General features: G+C 61.0%; 17 protein-coding genes. All 17 read left to right on the top strand.

The annotated features are described in order from the left end of the window. Positions 1 to 12 precede the first annotated feature (12 nt). The 17 genes from proS (at position 13) to fabZ (ending at position 19,747) form a co-directional block, all read left to right on the top strand. The gene (gene proS / locus M2A_RS05235; RefSeq protein ID WP_045443991.1) at positions 13 to 1,332 is read left to right on the top strand and encodes a proline--tRNA ligase; all 1,320 of its coding nucleotides are present in this window, start codon (positions 13 to 15) and stop codon (positions 1,330 to 1,332) included. Between the two features lie 40 nt (positions 1,333 to 1,372). Continuing rightward, positions 1,373 to 2,674, top strand: coding sequence for a lipoprotein-releasing ABC transporter permease subunit (locus tag M2A_RS05230; protein WP_439645654.1), 1,302 nt, complete (start codon positions 1,373 to 1,375; stop codon positions 2,672 to 2,674). Then, entirely contained in the window at positions 2,667 to 3,389 is a 723-nt protein-coding gene (locus M2A_RS05225) for an ABC transporter ATP-binding protein (protein WP_045443987.1), read from the top strand. Before M2A_RS05230 ends, M2A_RS05225 begins: the two co-directional genes overlap by 8 nt. 155 nt (positions 3,390 to 3,544) lie before the next feature. Beyond that, the gene (locus M2A_RS17955) at positions 3,545 to 3,685 is read left to right on the top strand and encodes a hypothetical protein (RefSeq protein WP_156101674.1); all 141 of its coding nucleotides are present in this window, start codon (positions 3,545 to 3,547) and stop codon (positions 3,683 to 3,685) included. A 193-nt stretch (positions 3,686 to 3,878) separates the two neighbouring features. After that, entirely contained in the window at positions 3,879 to 7,355 is a 3,477-nt protein-coding gene (gene dnaE / locus M2A_RS05220; protein WP_081875405.1) for a DNA polymerase III subunit alpha, read from the top strand. Positions 7,356 to 7,681: 326 nt separating this feature from the next. Next, a complete protein-coding gene (rpsB, locus tag M2A_RS05215) occupies positions 7,682 to 8,464 on the top strand; it encodes a 30S ribosomal protein S2 (protein ID WP_045443985.1) in 783 nt (260 codons plus the stop codon). A gap of 98 nt (positions 8,465 to 8,562) precedes the next feature. Next, entirely contained in the window at positions 8,563 to 9,489 is a 927-nt protein-coding gene (gene tsf, locus M2A_RS05210) for a translation elongation factor Ts (RefSeq protein ID WP_045443981.1), read from the top strand. Between the two features lie 224 nt (positions 9,490 to 9,713). Continuing rightward, entirely contained in the window at positions 9,714 to 10,457 is a 744-nt protein-coding gene (gene pyrH, locus M2A_RS05200) for a UMP kinase (RefSeq protein WP_197052846.1), read from the top strand. A gap of 65 nt (positions 10,458 to 10,522) precedes the next feature. After that, positions 10,523 to 11,086, top strand: a complete 564-nt coding sequence (gene frr / locus M2A_RS05195) for a ribosome recycling factor (RefSeq protein WP_045443972.1) — start codon at positions 10,523 to 10,525, stop codon at positions 11,084 to 11,086. 60 nt (positions 11,087 to 11,146) lie between these two features. After that, on the top strand, positions 11,147 to 11,881 hold the full coding sequence (locus tag M2A_RS05190) for an isoprenyl transferase (protein WP_045443969.1): 735 nt from the start codon (positions 11,147 to 11,149) through the stop codon (positions 11,879 to 11,881). Then, entirely contained in the window at positions 11,868 to 12,707 is an 840-nt protein-coding gene (locus tag M2A_RS05185; RefSeq protein WP_045443966.1) for a phosphatidate cytidylyltransferase, read from the top strand. The genes M2A_RS05190 and M2A_RS05185 overlap by 14 nt, the downstream gene beginning before the upstream one ends. After that, positions 12,698 to 13,900: a 1-deoxy-D-xylulose-5-phosphate reductoisomerase gene (locus M2A_RS05180; RefSeq protein WP_045443963.1), complete on the top strand. Its 1,203-nt coding sequence runs from the start codon at positions 12,698 to 12,700 to the stop codon at positions 13,898 to 13,900. Before M2A_RS05185 ends, M2A_RS05180 begins: the two co-directional genes overlap by 10 nt. A 104-nt stretch (positions 13,901 to 14,004) precedes the next feature. Next, positions 14,005 to 15,174 (top strand): RIP metalloprotease RseP, encoded by a 1,170-nt coding sequence (gene rseP / locus M2A_RS05175; protein WP_045443960.1) that lies wholly within the window; start codon positions 14,005 to 14,007, stop codon positions 15,172 to 15,174. 22 nt (positions 15,175 to 15,196) lie between these two features. Continuing rightward, entirely contained in the window at positions 15,197 to 17,515 is a 2,319-nt protein-coding gene (bamA, locus tag M2A_RS05170; protein ID WP_045443958.1) for an outer membrane protein assembly factor BamA, read from the top strand. A gap of 25 nt (positions 17,516 to 17,540) precedes the next feature. Next, positions 17,541 to 18,122, top strand: a complete 582-nt coding sequence (locus M2A_RS05165; RefSeq protein WP_045443956.1) for an OmpH/Skp family outer membrane protein — start codon at positions 17,541 to 17,543, stop codon at positions 18,120 to 18,122. Between the two features lie 31 nt (positions 18,123 to 18,153). Then, the gene (gene lpxD, locus M2A_RS05160) at positions 18,154 to 19,188 is read left to right on the top strand and encodes a UDP-3-O-(3-hydroxymyristoyl)glucosamine N-acyltransferase (protein ID WP_045443954.1); all 1,035 of its coding nucleotides are present in this window, start codon (positions 18,154 to 18,156) and stop codon (positions 19,186 to 19,188) included. Between the two features lie 67 nt (positions 19,189 to 19,255). After that, positions 19,256 to 19,747: a 3-hydroxyacyl-ACP dehydratase FabZ gene (gene fabZ / locus M2A_RS05155; RefSeq protein ID WP_045443952.1), complete on the top strand. Its 492-nt coding sequence runs from the start codon at positions 19,256 to 19,258 to the stop codon at positions 19,745 to 19,747. Positions 19,748 to 19,749: the final 2 nt, after the last annotated feature.

The following is a 19,749-nucleotide window of genomic DNA, read 5'->3' as shown; positions in this document are numbered from 1 at the left end:
CAGTCAGAACTCATGCGCCTTTCCAATTATTTCCTGCCCACCTTGAAAGAAAATCCCGCCGAAGCGCAGATCGTCTCGCACCGGCTGATGCTGCGCGCCGGCATGATCCGCCAGACGAGCGCCGGCATCTATGCTTGGCTGCCGCTCGGCCACCGGGTGCTGAAAAAGATCGAGCAGATCGTGCGCGAGGAAATGGACCGGGCAGGGGCGATCGAGCTTTTGATGCCGACACTGCAATCGGCCGATCTCTGGCGCCAGTCGGGCCGCTATGACAGCTACGGCAAGGAGATGCTGCGCATTCAGGACCGCCATGAGCGCGAGATGCTCTACGGGCCGACGAACGAGGAAATGATCACGGATATCTTCCGCCGGGAGGTGAAGAGCTACCGCGATCTGCCGCGCAATCTCTATCATATCCAGTGGAAGTTCCGGGATGAGATCCGCCCGCGCTTCGGCGTCATGCGGGGGCGAGAGTTCCTGATGAAGGACGCTTATTCCTTCGATTTGGATGAAGCGGCGGCGCGCCGGTCCTACCAGAAGATGTTTATCTCTTATCTGCGCGCCTTCTCGCGCATGGGCCTGAAGGCCATTCCCATGGCCGCCGATACGGGCCCCATCGGCGGGGATATGAGCCACGAATTCATCATTCTGGCGGAAACGGGCGAATCCGAGGTTTTCTGCGACCGCACATTGGTGGATATGCCCGCGCCCGGTGATGAGGTGGACTACGAGGCCGATCTCACGCCGGTCATCGAGCAGCGCACCTCGCTTTATGCCGCGACCGATGAAAAGCACGATGCGGCGAAATTCGAGGCGGATGTGCCGGAGGGCAACCGCCTGTCCGCCCGCGGCATCGAGGTGGGACATATCTTCTTCTTCGGCACGAAATATTCCGAGCCCCTCGGCGCGCTTGTTGCCGGGCCCGACGGCAAGGATGTGCCGGTGCAGATGGGCTCCTACGGCATTGGTGTGTCCCGCCTTCTTGGCGCCATCATTGAAGCTTCCCATGATGAGGATGGAATCATCTGGCCGGAAAGCGTGGCGCCTTTCAAAGTGGGGCTCATCAATCTGAAATCGGGCGATGCGGACACGGATGCCGCTTGCGCCAAGCTCTATGCGACGCTGACGAAGGCCGGTGTCGAGGTGCTCTACGATGACCGGGACGAGCGGGCGGGCGCCAAGTTCTCCGGCATGGACCTGATCGGCCTGCCCTGGCAGCTTGTGGTGGGGCCGCGCGGTCTCAAGAACGGTGTGGTCGAGCTGAAAGAACGCGCCACCGGCAACCGCGAGGAGCTGAGCGCGGATGCGGCTGTCAAAAAGCTGATCGGCTGAGTAAGCAGCCGGGTCTTAAAGTATTACGTGAGGAGCGGGAATGCAGGAGGCGGAAAACGGCATGGGTGAGGCGCTGAAAAAACAGGCGACCGCGCCGTTTTCTCCCTTCGAGTGGCTGCTCTCGCTGCGCTATCTGCGCGCCCGGCGCCGGGAAGGCTTCATCTCCGTCATTGCCGGGTTTTCCTTTGTCGGCATCATGCTGGGCGTGGCGACGCTGATTATCGTCATGTCCGTGATGAACGGCTTCCGCATCGAGCTTCTGGGCAAGATCCTGGGCCTGAACGGCCATATGATGGTGCGCGGTTATGTAAGTGATATCAGTGACTTCGATGAACGCGTTGCATCGATCCGTCAAGTGGACGGGGTCACTTATGTCAGCCCGCTCGTTGAAGGCCAGGTTATGGCCTCAAGCGCGAATGGCGGCAGCGGCGCGCTGGTGCGCGGTATCCGCGAGGAGGACCTGAAGGCGCTCGGCCCCGTTTCAGGCGGCATTCTGGCCGGCTCGCTCGACGGTTTCGATGAGGGCGGCGGCGTTGCCATCGGCTCGCGCCTTGCCCGCTCGCTGGGGCTGAGGCTTGGGGACAATGTGACGCTGCTTTCCCCGCGCGGCGCGGCAACGCCGTTCGGCACCGCCCCGCGCGTGCGTTCCTATCCGATCAAGGCCGTGTTCGAAGTCGGCATGTCGGAATATGATGCGAGCTTCATTTTCATGCCGCTGGCCGATGCCCAGAGCTATTTTAAGACCGGCGAGGGCGCCGTGACCGCTATCGAGGTGAAGATCGAGAACCCGGACGAGGTGCGCGACTTCATCCTGCCCGTTTCCCAGGCCGCCGGGCCCTCCTTGCAGGTCTATACCTGGCAGCAGCTCAACCAGAGCTTTTTCAGCGCGCTGCAGGTGGAGCGGAATGTCATGTTCCTGATCCTGACGCTCATTCTGCTCGTTGCCTCGCTCAACATCGTCTCGGGCCTCATCATGCTGGTGAAGGACAAGGGGCGCGACATTGCGGTGCTGCGGACCATGGGCGCCTCGCGCGGTTCGGTGATGCGGGTCTTCTTCATCACCGGGGCGAGCATCGGGGTAAGCGGCACGCTGGCCGGTTTCGTGCTCGGCCTCGTCTTCTGCCTGAATATCGAAAATCTGCGCCAGGGCCTCTCCAATCTCCTGGGCACGGAGCTTTTCTCGCCGGAAATCTATTTCCTCTCGCGCCTGCCTGCGGTGGTGGAGCCGGGCGAGGTGATGGCCGTGGTGGGCATGTCGCTCTTCCTTTCGGTGGTGGCGACGCTTTATCCCTCCTGGCGGGCCGCTTCCCTCGATCCGGTGGAGGCGCTGCGCTATGAGTGAAGCGATTGCGCGTGTGGCGCTGAGGCTGGAAAAGGTTGCCCGGATTTACGAACAGGGCGGGGCAACGCTACGGGTTTTCGAGGATCTCGATCTCGAAGTGCGCGAAGGCGAAATGGTGGCCCTTGTCGGCCATTCAGGCGCAGGCAAATCCTCGCTTTTGCATATTGCCGGGCTGCTTGAGCGGCCGACCGGGGGCAGCGTTGAAATCGGCGGGCGGGACTGTACCGCGCTCGATGATGCCGGGCGCACGGCGGTGCGCCGCGCCGATATCGGTTTCGTCTATCAGTTCCACAATCTGCTGCCTGAATTCACCGCGCAGGAAAACGTGGCGCTGCCGCATATGATCGCCGGTTATTCCAAGGCAAGCTCGATGCAGGAAGCCGAGCGGCTGCTCTCTAAATTCGGCCTCGGTGCGCGGCTTACCCACCGCCCGCCGGAGCTTTCGGGCGGCGAGCAGCAGCGCGTTGCCATTGCCCGGGCGCTTGCCAATCATCCCAAGGTCGTTTTGGCGGACGAGCCGACGGGCAATCTCGATCCCGGCACCTCCCGCGCCGTTTTCGCCGAGCTTCTGGACGTGACGCGGACGGAGGGCGCGGCGGCGCTTATCGCCACCCATAACCTCGATCTTGCGGGGCAGATGGACCGGCTGGTGCTGATCCATGACGGGGCGATCCGCGAGGGCGCGGAAATCGCCAAGCACTATCACAGCCTCTGACGCCGCCTTCTAAAACCTTAGCTTTTCTGCCGTTTTCTTAACCCTTTGCCGGGCGGAAACTTTTTGTTGACAGAAAAGAACAAATCATGAACATTTGCTTTCCAACACGGGCCACGGACCGGCAATAGCGCCGGAGCACTTCAAGGGGAGCTGCCATGTACACGGATCTGAACCGCGACGAACGCCGCCAGAACTGGAAAGCCTGGGCACAGGACACCGCCGCCCTGATTTCGATTGCCGGGCTCGGCTGGATGCTGCTCACCTGGTCCTCGGTCGCGGCCACGCTTTTGAGCTAACTATCCACAGAAAACCCGGCGCTTAAGGGCAGACCGGGCATGACAAGAGGCGATGCGGGGCCGACAATAGGCTGACTGGCGGGCGCAAAGACGCGCCGCAAGACGGCCCCGCGCGACCGGCCGGAGAGGGGATGGCCGGACCGGTTTGCGAGGGGACTAAGGCCGAAATTTATAAGGCACGCAGGAAGCCCTCATGTCCGATGCTCAAACCGACACCCTTTCAGCGGAAGATGCCCTAAAACGCATCGACGCCAATCCCTGCCGGTTTATCCATCTGCGTCTTCACTCGGCCTACTCGCTCCTGGAAGGGGCGATCCGCATCAAGGAACTGGTCGGGCTCTGCGAGACCCAGGCCATGCCCGCCGTCGCAGTGACCGATACGGGCAACCTTTTCGGCGCGCTGGAATTTTCCGAGACCATGGCGGGCGCGGGCCTGCAGCCGATTATCGGCACCACGTTCGCGGTGGATATGGATGAAAGCCCCGCCGATCCGCTTGCCGGACGTACCGCGAAATGGGAGCCCTCCGGGCGCCTCGCGCTGCTGGTGAAGGACGAGCAGGGCTATCTGAACCTGATGAAGCTCTCCTCAAGGGCATTTCTGGAGACGGATCAGACGCTCGAGCCCCATGTCACCCTGGCCGATCTCGAAGAATTGTCCGAAGGGCTGATCTGCCTGACAGGCGGACCGGCCGGGCCCGTCAACAAGCTGATGGCGGGCGGCCAGGTCGCGGCGGGCGAGGCGATGTTGCAGCGGCTCGCCGGGATTTACGGCGACCGGCTTTATGTGGAATTGCAGCGCCACGGGCTGGAAGAGGAAATCGCCGCCGAAGGCCCGCTGGTCGAGGCGGCCTATAAGTTCGATCTGCCGCTGGTCGCCACCAACGAGCCTTACTTCAAGAAGCGCGAGGAATTCGAGGCTCATGACGCGCTGATCTGTATCGCCGAGGGCTCTTATGTGTCCGAGGACGAGCGCCGCCGCCTGACGCCGGAACATTATTTCAAGAGCCAGGCGGAGATGGCCGAGCTTTTTGCCGACCTGCCCGAGGCGCTGGAAAACACGCTGGAGATCGCCCGGCGCTGCGCCTACCGCCCGCTTACCCGCAGCCCCATTCTGCCGCGCTTCGACACGGGCGAGGGCCTCTCGGAAGCCGATGAATTGCGCCGCCAGGCCGAAGAGGGGTTGAAAAAGCGCCTCGCGGAAATCGAGATGGCGGCGCCCGAAGAAGACTATTGGGAACGGCTCAATTTCGAGCTCGACGTCATCATCCGGATGGATTTTCCGGGCTACTTCCTGATCGTGTCGGACTTCATCAAATGGGCGAAGGAACACGATATTCCGGTGGGGCCGGGCCGTGGCTCAGGCGCCGGCTCGCTGGTTGCCTATGCGCTGCTCATCACCGACCTCGATCCCTTGCGCTTCGGGTTGCTCTTCGAACGTTTCCTCAACCCGGAACGTGTGTCGATGCCGGATTTCGACGTCGACTTCTGCCAGGACCGGCGCGATGAGGTGATCCGCTATGTGCAGGATAAATACGGCTATGACCGTGTGGCACAGATCATCACCTTCGGGAAGCTGCAGGCCCGCGCGGTGCTGCGCGATGTCGGCCGCGTCCTGCAAATGCCTTACGGCCAGGTGGACCGGCTCTGCAAGCTCGTGCCGAACAACCCGGCCAATCCCGTCACGCTGAACGAGGCGATCGAGGGCGAGCCGAAGCTGCGCGAGGAACGGGACCGCGAAGAAATCGTCGCCAAACTCCTGGAGACGGGCCAGAAGCTCGAAGGGCTCTACCGCCATGCCTCCACCCATGCGGCGGGCGTGGTGATCGGCGACCGCAAGCTCGATGAGCTGGTGCCGCTTTACCGCGACCCGCGCTCGGACATGCCTGTCACGCAATTCAACATGAAATGGGTGGAACCGGCCGGTCTCGTCAAGTTCGACTTTCTGGGGCTCAAGACCCTGACCGTGCTGACGACCGCCGTCAATTTCATCAAGCAGCGCGGCATCGATATCGATCTCTCCAACCTGCCGCTCGATGACGAGACTACGTACAAGCTGCTTGAAAAGGGCGACACGGTCGGCGTCTTCCAGCTGGAAAGCACCGGCATGCGCGACACGCTGCGCAAGATGAAGGCCGACTGTCTGGAAGACATTATCGCGCTTGTGGCGCTCTACCGCCCGGGCCCGATGGACAATATCCCCAAATATATTGCCTGTAAGCTCGGCCATGAAAAGCCGGACTATCTGCACGACTGGCTCAAACCCATTCTTACCGAGACGAACGGCGTCATCATCTATCAGGAACAGGTGATGCAGATCGCGCAGATCTTGTCCGGCTATTCGCTGGGCGAAGCCGACCTCCTGCGCCGCGCCATGGGCAAAAAGATCCAGGCGGAAATGGACAAGCAGAAAGTCCGTTTCGTGGAAGGGGCCGTCGAAAAAGGCGTGGAGCGCAAGCAGGCCGATTACATTTTCGAGCTGGTGAACAAGTTCGCCGGCTACGGCTTCAACAAATCCCACGCCGCCGCTTACGCCTTCATCGCTTATCAAACGGCCTATCTGAAAGCGAATTATCCTGTCGAGTTTCTGGCTGCCTCCATGAACCTCGATATCAACAACACCGACAAGCTCAACATCTTCAAGCAGGATGCCGCCCGCATGGGCATCAATGTCCGCTCGCCCAGCGTCAATGAAAGCGAAGCCAGTTTCTCGGTGAAGAACGGCGAGATCGTCTATGCGCTGGGCGCGATCAAGAATGTCGGCGCCCAGGCGATGGAAGAGCTGGTGGCCTTGCGCAAGGAAGGCGGCTCCTTCAAGGACATTTACGACTTTGCCCGGCGCATCAACCCGCGCGGGGTCAACAAGCGCACGCTGGAAAACCTGATCCGGGCCGGCGCGCTCGACTGCCTCAACCCGCACCGCGCCCAGCTTCTCGCTTCTGTGGACAAGCTGATGGGGCTTGCCGCGCAAGCTGCCGAAGAGCGCAGCAGCCAGCAGAACTCGCTCTTCGGTGATGGCGGGGAGGCGCTGGACAATCCGTCTCTCAATCACGCCGAGCCCTGGACACCCATCGAAAAACTGAACGAGGAATTCGGCGCCCTCGGCTTCTTCCTGTCCGGCCATCCGCTTGACGATTATCAGGTGGCGATGAAGCGGGCAGGGGTCGTGACCTATCAGCAGCTTGCCGCGCGTGGCAACAAGGCCGAGCGGGTGGCGGGCATCGTCTCGGCCCGGCGCGACCGGCGCTCCCAGCGCGGCAATGCCTATTCCTTCGTGACGCTTTCCGATGCGACGGGCCAGTTCGATATTTTGGTCTTCTCCGAAGCGCTCAATCAGGCAGGCGATCTTCTGGAGCCGGGCCAGGCCGTGGTGATGAGCGTCGAGATCGACCGGCAGGACGATGATCTGCGGCTGCGCGCCCAGTCCGTGCGCCCCATCGAGGAAGTGGCGGCGAACACGGCCGCGGGCCTGAAAATATTCCTGGATCAGCCGGAGCCGCTTTCCGCCGTCCGCTCCCGCTTGTCGGAGAAGGGGCGGGGCGCCGTCTCGCTGGTGCTGATGACGGAAGGCCGGGAAGTGGAAATGGAGCTGAAAGAACGCTTCCATATTACCCCGGCCATTCGCGGCGCCATCCGCTCCATTCCCGGCGTGGTCGAGGTGCAGGACGTTTAGGCCGCTTTTCCGGGACTTTTGAAGGGGCTTTGGGAGCAAAAACCAGCAAAACCGGCCCCGCTGCCCGCGCCTTGCCGGGAAACTGCGGTTTTGAGCGGATAAACCGCTGGCCGGGCTTGCTTTTTGCCGGGAACGCGCCTATACCCCGCCTCATTCCACACGCAGGCTCCGGCCCTTTCACCGGATATGTGGGACGGATAGGCGTTTCGTCGTCATCCGGTCACATCTCCAACATAGAAAGCGGTCGATCCGGTGCTGCCTCCTGAAACGGTTCGGGAGATGGCCACAGCCTGCGGAGGCTTAACCGGAAAAGGAGATAGGGCGTCATGGCACTCCCCGATTACAGCATGCGTCAACTGCTTGAAGCAGGCGTGCATTTTGGTCACCAAACCCACCGTTGGAACCCGAAGATGGAGCCGTTCCTCTTCGGCGCGCGCAACGGCATTCATATCATCGATCTGGCGCAGACCGTTCCGCTGCTGCATCAAGCCCTCGTCGCCGTGCGCGACGTGGTTGCCTCGGGCGGCCGCGTGCTCTTCGTCGGCACCAAGCGTCAGGCGTCCCAGCCGATCGCCGATGCCGCCAAGCGCTGCGCGCAGTACTATATGAACCACCGTTGGCTCGGCGGCACGCTGACCAACTGGAAAACGGTTTCCCATTCGATCCGCCGCCTGCGCGAGCTGGAAGAGCTCTTCGCCGGCGAGACGCGCGGTTTCACGAAAAAGGAACTGCTGCAGCTCACCCGTGAGCGCGAAAAGCTCGAGCGCGCTATTGGCGGGATCAAGGACATGGGCGGTATTCCCGACATCATGTTCGTGATCGACACGAACAAGGAAGAGAACGCGCTGAAGGAAGCCAAGAATCTCGGCATTCCGGTCATCGCGATCGTCGATTCCAATTGCAACCCGGACAATGTCACATACCCGATCCCGGGCAATGACGATGCGGCCCGCGCGATCTCGCTTTATTGCGACCTGATTTCCAAGGCCGTGATCGAAGGCATTTCCCAGAGCCAGGGATCGTCGGGCGTCGATATCGGGGCAGCCGTCGAGCCGCTTGCCGAAGAACTTCCGGCAAGCGAAGAAGCCCAGGCACCGGCCGGTCAGTAATTTCCGGCTGGTCACGGACGATAGAGATGGGCGCCCGGAGACGGGCGCCTCTTCAATCGTAAGGGCGCGCGGCGCCCCCCAAATGAATGAGGAAGATTATGGCTGACATCACCGCCGGCATGGTGAAAGAGCTCCGCGAAAAGTCTGGCGCGGGCATGATGGATTGCAAAACGGCGCTGACCGAAACGGGCGGCGACATGGATGCCGCCGTTGATTGGCTGCGCACCAAGGGTCTGGCGAAAGCCGCCAAAAAGGCAGGCCGTGTGGCCGCCGAAGGCCTGGTCGGCGTTGTGGCCGAGGGCAATTCGGGCGCGCTTGTGGAAGTGAACTCGGAAACGGACTTCGTGGCGCGGAACGAAAACTTCCAGAAAATGGTGACGGCCATCGCCGAAACTGCAAAGGAAGCGGGCGGCGACCTCGACAAGCTGCTTGCGGCAACCTATCCCGGTTCTTCCAAATCGGTGCAGGATTACGTGACCGAAGCCATCGGCACGATCGGCGAGAACATGACCGTGCGCCGCACGGCTGCCATCTCCGTCGATAATGGCGTCGTGGTGCCTTACGTCCACAACCAGGTCGTTCCCGGCCTCGGCAAGATCGGCGTGCTCGTTGCGCTGGAATCGGCGGGCGACAAGGACAAGCTCGCCGAACTTGGCAAGCAGATCGCCATGCATGTGGCCGCGACCTCGCCGCTGGCGCTGAGCCCGGAAGATCTCGATGCCGACATCGTCGAGCGCGAGCGCGCCGTGCTGATCGCGGAAGCCAAGGAATCCGGCAAGCCGGACAACATCATCGAAAAGATGATCGAAGGGCGTATCCGCAAATTCTATCAGGAAGTCGTGCTTTTGGCGCAGACCTTCGTGATCGACGGTGAAAACACGGTCGAGCAGGCGGTCAAGAAAGCTGAAGGCGATATCGGCGCCCCGGTTTCGGTGGTTGGCTTCGTCCGCTACACGCTGGGTGAAGGCATCGAAAAAGAAGAGGCGGATTTCGCCGCTGAAGTCGCCGCCGCAGCCAAAGGCTGAGCGGGGCTGATCAGGTGAGTGTCGCCAGCCGCCGCCCGCGCCGCTATGGTGAGGGCCGGCGCTGGTGTCCGGGGCGCGTTGGATCTGACCCGCGAGGGGAAAGGCTCCAGGGCGCCCTTGCCATATCCGCCATTTGCGGCTTTGCTCGCAAGGGGCGGCGAATCGGGCGGCGCGGCTAAAATGCCGCTATTCAGGCGAGAATTGGCAGAGAAGAGGTGGGCGAGGTGAGTACCGGCGGAAAGAAAGGCGACTTACGCTTCAAGCGCGTTCTTTTGAAAGTGTCCGGTGAGGCGCTGATGGGCTCCGCGCAATACGGTATCGATGTGGAAACCGTGGGGCGCATCGCCCGGGAAATCAAACAGGCGGTTGAAATCGGCGCCGAGGTTTGTCTCGTCATCGGCGGGGGGAACATCTTCCGCGGGCTCTCCGGCGCAGCGCAGGGCATGGAACGGGCGAGCGCCGATTATATGGGCATGCTCGCCACCATCATGAATGCGCTGGCCATGCAGAACGCGCTTGAAGGGCTCGGCGTTTCCACCCGCGTGCAATCGGCCATTCCCATGATGTCGGTCTGCGAGCCTTACATTCGCCGCAAGGCCGTGCGGCATATGGAAAAGGGCCGCGTCGTGATCTTTGCCGCGGGCACCGGCAATCCCTTCTTCACCACCGATACGGCGGCCGCCTTGCGGGCCAGCGAAATGGGCTGCGACGCGCTGATGAAGGGCACGCAGGTCGATGGCATCTATACTGCTGATCCCAAAACCAATCCCGATGCCGAGCGCTATGAAGAGCTGACCTTCATGGATGTGCTGTCGCAGGATTTGAAAGTGATGGACGCCTCCGCCGTGGCGCTGGCGCGGGACAACAATATCCCCATCGTGGTCTTTTCCATTCACGAACCGGGCGGTTTCGTCAGTGTGCTGAACGGTACCGGACGGTCCACCATTGTCAAAAGCAGCGCCGCTTAGGGCGCGTGTTTAAGGCGGGGAGCGGGGCACACCGCCTTCCCTTTGAAAATACCGGAGAAAGAAACATGGCCGACCAGGAACTGGACTTTGCGGATATCGAACGCCGCATGAAAGGGGCCGTTGCATCGCTCAAAACGGAATTCGGAGGCTTGCGCACGGGGCGTGCCTCTGCCGGCCTGCTCGACCCCATTACCGTTGAAGCTTACGGGCAGGCAACGCCCGTCAATCAGGTCGGCACCGTGACGGTGCCCGAGCCGCGCATGATCACCATTCAGATCTGGGACAAGAGCATGGTAGGCCCGGTGGAAAAGGCGATCCGCTCCTCCGGCCTCGGCCTCAATCCGGCAACGGATGGCCAGCTTATCCGCATTCCCATTCCCGAACTCAACGAGGAACGCCGGGCGGAACTGACCAAGGTCGCCGCCAAATATGCCGAGCAGGCCCGCGTCGCCGTGCGCAATGTGCGCCGCGACGGCATGGATGAGTTGAAGCGGCTGGAGAAGGACGGTTCAATCAGCAAGGATGAGCACAAATCCGCCTCCGACCGGGTGCAGAAAATGACCGATAAATATATCGGCGAAGTCGACGCCGCCCTTGCCACCAAGGAAGCGGAAATTATGCAGGTTTGACCGGTGCGGGCGGGGCAGGCCCCCGCGCGCCGCAAAGCCGAAGCGGGATGAACGAGCTTGATGCTGGACGCCGACCATAGCCAAGACAGCGCGCATGCGCCCGCGCCGCGCCATGTCGCCATCATTATGGATGGCAATGGCCGGTGGGCGGCAAAGCGGCATTTGCCGCGCAAGCTCGGCCACAAGGCAGGTGTCGAGGCCGTGCGCAAGATTGTGCGCGATGCCGGCGAGCTTGGGGTGGAATATCTGACCCTTTACGGCTTTTCCTCGGAGAACTGGAAGCGGCCGCCCGAGGAAGTCGGCGATTTGATGGAACTCTTGCGCTACTTCATCCGCAAGGACCTCGCCGAGCTGCATCAGAACGGCGTCAATATCCGCATCATCGGCGACCGCGAAGGGCTCGAGCCCGATATCCTGAAAATGATCGATGAGGCGCAGGAACTGACCGCCGGTAATTCCCGCCTGAAACTGATTATTGCCTTTAATTATGGCGGCCAGAGCGAGATCACGAATGCCGTACGCCGCATCGCTGCGAAGGCGCAGCGAGGTGAACTCGACCCGGCGGCCATCACGCCGGAGACGGTGGAAGCTCATCTCGATACGGCGGGCGTGCCGAGCCCCGATCTCGTTATCCGCACAAGCGGCGAGAAGCGACTTTCCAACTTCCTGATCTGGCAAAGCGCCTATGCCGAACTGGTCTTTACCGACGTGTTCTGGCCGGATTTCAGCCGGAAGGATCTGGAGGCCGCATTCCGGGAATATCAAAGCCGGGAGCGCCGATTTGGCGGACGATAAACCAGGCCAATCCAGCGAGTTGACCCGCCGTGTGCTGTCCGCCGCGGTGCTCATTCCCGCCGTCCTGCTGCTGCTTTGGCTGGGCGGCTGGCCGTTTCTGGCACTGCTGGCGCTTGCCGCTGTCATCCTTGTCCGCGAATGGGCTGGTCTCACGGGCAGCGGAGACGATATGGTTTTGATTGCCGGGCTTTGCGCTGCCGGCATTGGCGGGCTTGCGGTTTTGGGCGCTTTCGGCGGGCTTGCCGGACTTTTCACGCTGAGTGCGCTTGCCTTTCTAGCAGCCGCCATTCAGGCCGCCCGCGCAAAACCGCTTCTCCCCGTGCTTGCTGCCTATGGCTATCTTCTCCTACCGCTTCTGGCGCTTGGCTGGCTGAGGGCCGCGCCTGATTACGGGCTTCTTTTGGTGCTCTGGCTGGTGCTGGCCGTTTGGGCGACGGATACCGGCGCTTATGCCGCCGGGCGCGGGATCGGCGGGCCGAAGCTGGCCCCCCGTTTTTCGCCGAATAAAACCTGGGCGGGGCTCCTGGGCGGAATGGCGGGCGCCAGCTTGGTGGGGCTTGGCATGGGCGCTTATCTCGGTCAGGGGCATCTGCCGCTGATGCTCTTGAGCGCGGCTCTTGCCGCCATTGCCCAGGCCGGCGACATCACCGAATCCGCGCTGAAAAGACGGGCCGGGGTGAAGGATTCCGGTACGCTGATCCCCGGCCATGGCGGCCTGCTCGACCGGGTGGACGGGCTGATTTTCGCCTGCGCCGCGCTTGCTCTCCTTGCCTTCCTGTTCCAGCTTCAAGGCATGCCCGTATCGAGGACGATTTTATGGCCTTAGAGGACCCCGTGCCCCAAACTCACGCCGTGCCGCGCCGCATTTCGGTGCTGGGCGCGACGGGCTCGGTCGGCTGCAGCACGCTCGATCTGATCGAACGGGACCGTGCCGCCTATGAGATTGTGGCGCTGAGTGCCCATGCCAATGTGGATGCGCTGATCGAACAGGCTCTACGCTTGCGCCCGGAGGTCGCCGTTATCGCCCGCGAGGACCTTTATGAGCCCTTGCGCGAAGGGCTGGCCGGTACCGGCATCGAGGCGGCGGCAGGCGAGGCGGCGCTGATTGAGGCGGCGGGCCGTCCGGCGGACTGGGTGATGGCCGCTATCGTCGGCGCGGCAGGCCTTCATCCGACGCTCGCAGCGGTCGAGCAGGGCGCGCATGTCGCGCTTGCCAACAAGGAATGCCTTGTCTGTGCGGGGGAGTTCTTTCTTCAGGCCGTGGCCCGCAGCGGCGCGAGGCTGCTGCCGGTCGACAGCGAACATAACGCCATCTTCCAGGTGCTGGAGGCGGAAGCGCTCGACCGGGTGGATAAGATCGTGCTCACCGCCTCTGGCGGCCCTTTCCGTACCGCGAGCCTTGAAGAGATGCGCCGGGCGACGCCTGCTCAGGCCGTCGCCCACCCGCAATGGGACATGGGCGCGAAAATTTCCGTGGATTCGGCCACCATGATGAACAAAGGGTTGGAGCTGATCGAGGCGCATCACCTTTTTCCGGTGGGGGAAGCGCGGATCGACATTCTCGTCCATCCTCAGTCCATCATCCATTCCATGGTGGCTTATGCGGATGGTTCGGTACTGGCGCAGCTTGGCACGCCCGACATGCGCATTCCCATCGCCAACACCCTTGCCTGGCCCGCCCGCATGCAGACGCCCGCGGCCCGTCTCGACCTCGCACAAATTGGCAAGCTCACCTTCGAAGCCCCTGATTTAAAAAGATTTCCAGCGCTCACACTCGCCCGGAACGCCTTGCAAAGCGGCGGCGCCGCGCCTACTATCCTCAACGCTGCAAATGAGGTCGCCGTCGCGGCATTTTTGGCGGGAAAGCTGGGTTTTTTGGATATTGTCCAGCTCGTCGAACGCTTGATGGACGATCTTGCCGGGGGGATGGCAGCGCCGGATACACTGGAAGGTGTGATGGAAATCGACCGTTTCGTTAGGCAAAAAGCCGCGGAACGGGTGCAAAAATGCGCGGTCTGACTTAGGCTAAGGCGCTTTTGCAGGATTCGGCTGCTCGGCCGAAACAAGACAGTAATGTCCGCGCCTTATGAGTAAAGGCCGGACAAGGGAGGACCGGAGAGTAAATGGAATTGCTGGCAAGCATCGGCGGGGCAAGCGGGTCCTTCCTGTCATATGTGGTCCCCTTCCTTTTCGTGCTCACGCTCGTGGTTTTTTTCCACGAGCTTGGACATTTTCTCGTCGGGCGCTGGTGCGGTGTCACCGTCGAAACGTTTTCCATTGGCTTTGGACGCGAGCTTGCCGGCTGGACCGACAAGAAAGGCACGCGCTGGAAAATCGGCTGGCTGCCGCTCGGCGGTTATGTGAAGTTCCTGGGCGATTCAAGCGCGGCCAGTACGCCGGACCGCGAAAGCATGAACAAGCTGGATGAGGCGGCGCGGGCAAACACGCTGCACGCCAAAACCGTCGGCCAGCGCGCCGCCGTGGTTGCCGCCGGTCCCTTCGCAAATTTCCTTCTCTCCATCGTGCTCTTTGCCGGCATCTTCATGTTTGTCGGCCAAACCATCACCGCTGCCCGTGTGGACGAAGTCAAACCGGACAGCGCTGCGGCAGAGGCCGGTTTCCAGACGGGCGATATCATCCGCCAGATCGACGGGCAGAGGATCGAAGGTTTCAACGACATGCAGCGTATCGTGTCGATGAGCGCAGGCGTGCCGCTTTCCGTCACGGTGGAGCGGGACGGTGAGCCGCTGACGCTGACCGCCACGCCGCGCGCCACCGAGATCACCGACCGGTTCGGCAATGAACAGAAGATCGGCATTCTCGGCATTGGCCGGAATATCGAAAAGGGCGAGGTCGAGCATGTGCGCTACGGCCCCGTGAGCGCGCTCTGGAAGGGCGTTGAGGAAACCTGGTTCGTGGTTGCCCGCACGGGTGAATATCTGGGCGGCATGGTGATGGGCCAGCAGGACACGAGCCAGCTCGGCGGGCCGCTGCGCATCGCGCAGGTCTCCGGGCAAGTCGCGACGATCGGCTTCGATGCGCTGATCAATCTGGCGGCGATTTTGTCGGTGAGCATCGGTCTTTTGAATTTGCTCCCCATTCCCATGCTGGATGGCGGACATCTTCTTTTCTACGCTGTTGAGGCCGTTCGAGGGCGGCCTTTGGGGGAACAGGCGCAGGAAATCGGCTTTCGCATCGGCCTTGCCTTTGTGATGATGCTGATGGTTTTTGCAACCTGGAACGATCTCGTAAACCTGCGGGTGGTCGAGTTTTTCAGCAATTTGCTAAGTTGATCGAGGGGACGGGGAACTGCATATGAGAGTGTTGTGCCAGAAGGCTGCCCAATGGGGCTGGGCCCTTTCTCTTGCGATCTGCGCGTTGGTAACGGTGGCGGCAACCGGCCCTGCCGTTGCCGAAGACGTCATCGAGCGCATTCGCGTGGAAGGAAATCAGCGTATCGAGGCCAGCACGGTGCGTTCCTACATGCCTTTCAAGGAAGGCAGCGAGTATGATGCCGCGCAGGTCGACAACTCGGTCAAAACGCTTTTTGCCACCGGCCTTTTTGCCGATGTGGTCATCCGCCGCCAGGGAAATTCGCTGGTCGTGACGGTAACGGAAAATCCGATTATCAACCGCGTCGCCTTTGAAGGAAACAACGCGGTCAAGGACGATGATCTGAACAACGAAGTCCAGCTCAAGCCGCGCACGATTTATACGCGCGCGAAAGTGCAGGGCGATGTGCAGCGCATCGTGGATCTTTTGCGCCGCTCCGGCCGCTTCTCCGCCCGGGTCGAGCCTAAAGTCATTCAGCTGCCGCAGAACCGTATCGATCTCGTCTTCGAAATCGACGAAGGCCCGGTTACCGGCATCGGCGCCATTAATTTCATCGGCAACGAAGCTTTCTCGGACAGTAAATTGCGCGAAGTGATTTCGACGTCCGAGTCCGCCTGGTGGAAATTCCTTTCAAGCTCTGACTCTTATGATCCGGACCGGTTAACTTTCGACCGGGAATTGCTGCGCCGGCATTATCTGTCCGAAGGCTATGCCGACTTCCGCGTTATTTCGGCGGTTGCCGATCTGGCACGCGACGGCTCCGAATTCTTCATTACCTTTACGGTGGAAGAAGGCGAGCAATATCAGTTCGGCCCCTCCACGGTGACGACCGAGCTTGAAAAGCTCAATCAGGAGCGCCTTGAATCGCTGGTGCTCACGGAAGAAGGCGATACCTATGATGCCGGTCTCATCGATGAAAGCGTCGATGCGCTGACTTTCGCGGCAGGCTCAGAAGGGTATGCCTTTGCCGAAGTGCGCCCGCGCGTGCGCCGCGACAAAGAAAATCTCATCGCCAATGTGGAATATGAGATTATCGAAGGCCCGCGTGTCTATGTGGAGCGCATCAACATTAACGGCAATGTGCGTACGCTCGACAAGGTGGTGCGCCGCGAGATGCGCATGGCCGAAGGCGACGCCTTCAACCGCGTGCTGCTTGACAAATCCGAAAAATCGATCCGCGCGCTTGGTTTCTTCTCCAGCGTCGATGTGGTGGAAGAGCCGGGCTCGGCGGAAGACAAGACCGTCATCAACGTCAATGTCGAGGAACAATCGACCGGTGAACTCTCGCTCGGTTTCGGGTTCTCCTCCGTTGATAATGCGGTTGCCGATATCGCTCTTTCCGAGCGTAACTTCATGGGCCGCGGCCAGTTCCTGCGTCTGCGTCTCTCGCTTTCGGGCACGCGCTCCTCGGTGGACCTGCGCTTTACCGAGCCTTACTTCCTCGACCGCAATCTCGTTGCCGGTATCGATATTTTCGGGACGGAGACGGACCTGCGCGATGAAGCCTCTTTCGACAGCCGCGTGACCGGCTTCGGCTTCCGTTTCGGTTTTCCGACCTCGGAAAACGGCTCCATCACGACGCGCTACGCGCTGCGCCGCGAGGAAATCCGCAATGTGCGCACGGTGAACATTAACGGCATCAACGTTCCGCTGGTGGACCCGCGCTCCGACATCAAGTCTTTGGTCGGCTATAACTATTATCTCGACCGCCGGGACGATCCGGTGGAGCCGACGGCAGGCTGGGACTTTAATATCGACCAGGAATATGCCGGTGTCGGCGGTTCGGTTACTTATCTGCGCAATGAAATTCTGGCCCGCGCCTATATTCCGTTCTCCAAGGAATTCCTCGGCAGCCTGCGCTTCAATGGCGGCTATATCGATGGGCTCGGCGATGACGTGATCATCAACGACCGCTTCTTCATCGGCGGCTCGGAGTTCCGCGGCTTTGAACGCGCCGGTGTCGGTCCGCGCGATACGGTGACGGGGGACTCGCTCGGGGCGCAGGCCTACGCCATCGGGACCGCGCAGCTGACCTTCCCGAACTTCCTGCCCGAGGCGCTCGATATCGATACCAGTCTCTTCACGGATGTCGGCACGGTCGGTCTTGTCGACCAGGAAGCGCTCTATCTTGCGCAAGGCCGCCGCCCTGAAGACGAGCTGGCTCTGCGTGCAACGGCAGGCCTCAGCGTTTACTGGCAATCGCCGTTCGGGCCGGTCCGTATCGACCTCTCGCAGGTGCTGCAATCGGAATCCTATGACCGCGAAGAAGTCTTCCGCTTCAGCGCCGGTACGCGTTTTTAAAAGTTAGGGTGGGGAGTTAAAGAGAATGAAAAAGATCAATCGTCTGCTGGCATCGCTCGTTCTGGGTGTGGCAATGCTTGGTGCCGGCGTTCCGCAGGCGCTCGCCGCTAAAGAACCGGCCGTTATTCTGATCGTCAATTTCCAGGCGCTCTTTGCCGAGTCGAAAGTCGGTCAGGATGTGAATGCGCAGGTCCAGGCGCAGGCTAAAACGATTGAAGAGAACAGCTCCAAGCAGCTCGAAGGTTTTATTGCCGAAGCGCGCAAGCTGGCGGAACAGAAAGAAGTGCTCGGCGTCGAAACCTATAAGGAGCGCATTGCCGCGCTGCAGAAACGCCAGCAAGAAGCGCAGGCCGATGCCAACAAGAAACTGCAGGCCTTGCAGGTCGGTCAGGCCCGCGCACAAGCTGAAATCGAAGCCGTGCTGAAGCCGATCTTCGTGGAAGTTATGAACCGTCATGGCGGCACGGTCATGCTCGACCAGTCTTCGGTGCTTGCCGGCGGTGTGGACCTCAACGTGACGGCCGAGATCATGCAGGTATTGAACGAGCGTTTGCCGAAACTGAAAGTCACGCCGGTCGATCCCGCAGAACTTCAAAAACAGCGCTAACGGCAAGGCTGCCGCGTAAACCGGAATAATCATGGCGGATACACGTTTCTTCGACAGGTCTGGGCCGTTTACGCTGGCGGAGCTCGCGGCCCGGATCAAAGCCGATCTTGCCGATCCGGCGCATGGCGACAGGCCTGTCTATGATGTGGCGCCGCTCGACCGGGCAGGCCCTGCGGATCTGACCTTTCTGGACAACCCGAAATATGCCGATGCTTTCCGCGAAACGAAGGCAGGAGCAGCGGTTCTTTCGCCGAAGCATCAGGACAAGGCGCCGGACGGCATGGCGCTCTTGCTCAGCAACGATCCTTACCGGGCCTATGCGCTGGCAGCCCAGGCATTTTATCCAGGCAGCGGCGGCAGTGCGCATTTCGGTGAAAGCGATATCAAAGGCACAGTGCACCCGACCGCCAAGCTCGGCGACGGCGTGATTGTCGAGCCGGGCGCCGTCGTGGGCGAGCATGCGGAAATCGGCGCGGGCAGCATTATCGGTGCCAATGCCGTTATCAGCCGTGGCTGCACCATCGGGCGCAGCAGCTATATCGGCCCTAATGCCACGATTTCCCATGCGATGATCGGCGATAAGGTGATCATTCACCCAGGCGTACAGATCGGCCAGGACGGGTTCGGATTTGCCATGGGGCTGCCGCATCATGAAAAAGTGCCGCAGCTCGGGCGCGTTATCATTCAGGACAATGTGGAGATCGGCGCAAACTCCACAATCGACCGCGGTGCCGGTCCCGACACGGTGATTGGCGAGGGCACGAAGATTGATAATCTTGTGCAAATCGGGCACAACGTTTCGGTTGGCCGGGGCTGCATCATCGTCTCCCAGTCTGGTGTGGCGGGCAGTTCGGTTCTTGAAGATTTTGTCGTTTTGGCGGCGCGTGTCGGTGTGACGGGGCATTTGACGATCGGCATGGGGGCCCAAATTGCGGCCCGCAGCAGCGTCATTCACAACGTACCGGCGGGCGAACAATGGGGCGGAACGCCAGCCAAGCCGGTCAGTCAGTGGCGCCGGGAAATCGTCGCCGTTCAGAAACTGGGCCGTCCGAAGAAGAAAAACTGAGAGCGCAGCCGGGAAGCGCCGCATGTTGGGCAAGGCAAACCCGGCCTTTGACAGTCGAGACGAGAGCATGACAGACACATCCGATGCGGCAAATCCGGAAGCAACGCAAGAGCTGGAGACAGCTGATATAAAGCGCATCATGGAATTGCTGCCGCACCGCTACCCCATGTTGCTGATCGACCGGATCATCGATATGAAGGGATCTGAATCGGCCATCGGCATCAAGAACGTTACGATCAACGACAATTTCTTTCAGGGGCACTTCCCCGATTTTCCCGTCATGCCGGGTGTCTTGATCGTCGAAGCCATGGCCCAAACCGCCGGCGCGCTGGTCGTTAACGCTGCCAAAAAGGGCTCAAAACACAAAGTCGTCTATTTCATGACAATCGACAAAGCCCGCTTCCGTCGACCTGTGGTACCGGGCGACCGGCTGGAAGTGCATGTGCGCAAGATGCAAAACCGCGGTACGGTTTGGAAATTCCATGGCGATGCCAAAGTGGATGGCAAAGTGGTTGCCGAGGCCGATTACAGTGCCATGATTGTGGAACCGGAAGAATAATT

The sequence above is a fragment of the Tepidicaulis marinus genome, assembly GCF_000739695.1.
In the GTDB taxonomy this organism is placed as follows: Bacteria; Pseudomonadota; Alphaproteobacteria; order Parvibaculales; family Parvibaculaceae; genus Tepidicaulis; species Tepidicaulis marinus.
Note: the sequence above shows the minus strand (reverse complement) of the source record. Positions and strands in the feature narration are given on the sequence as shown.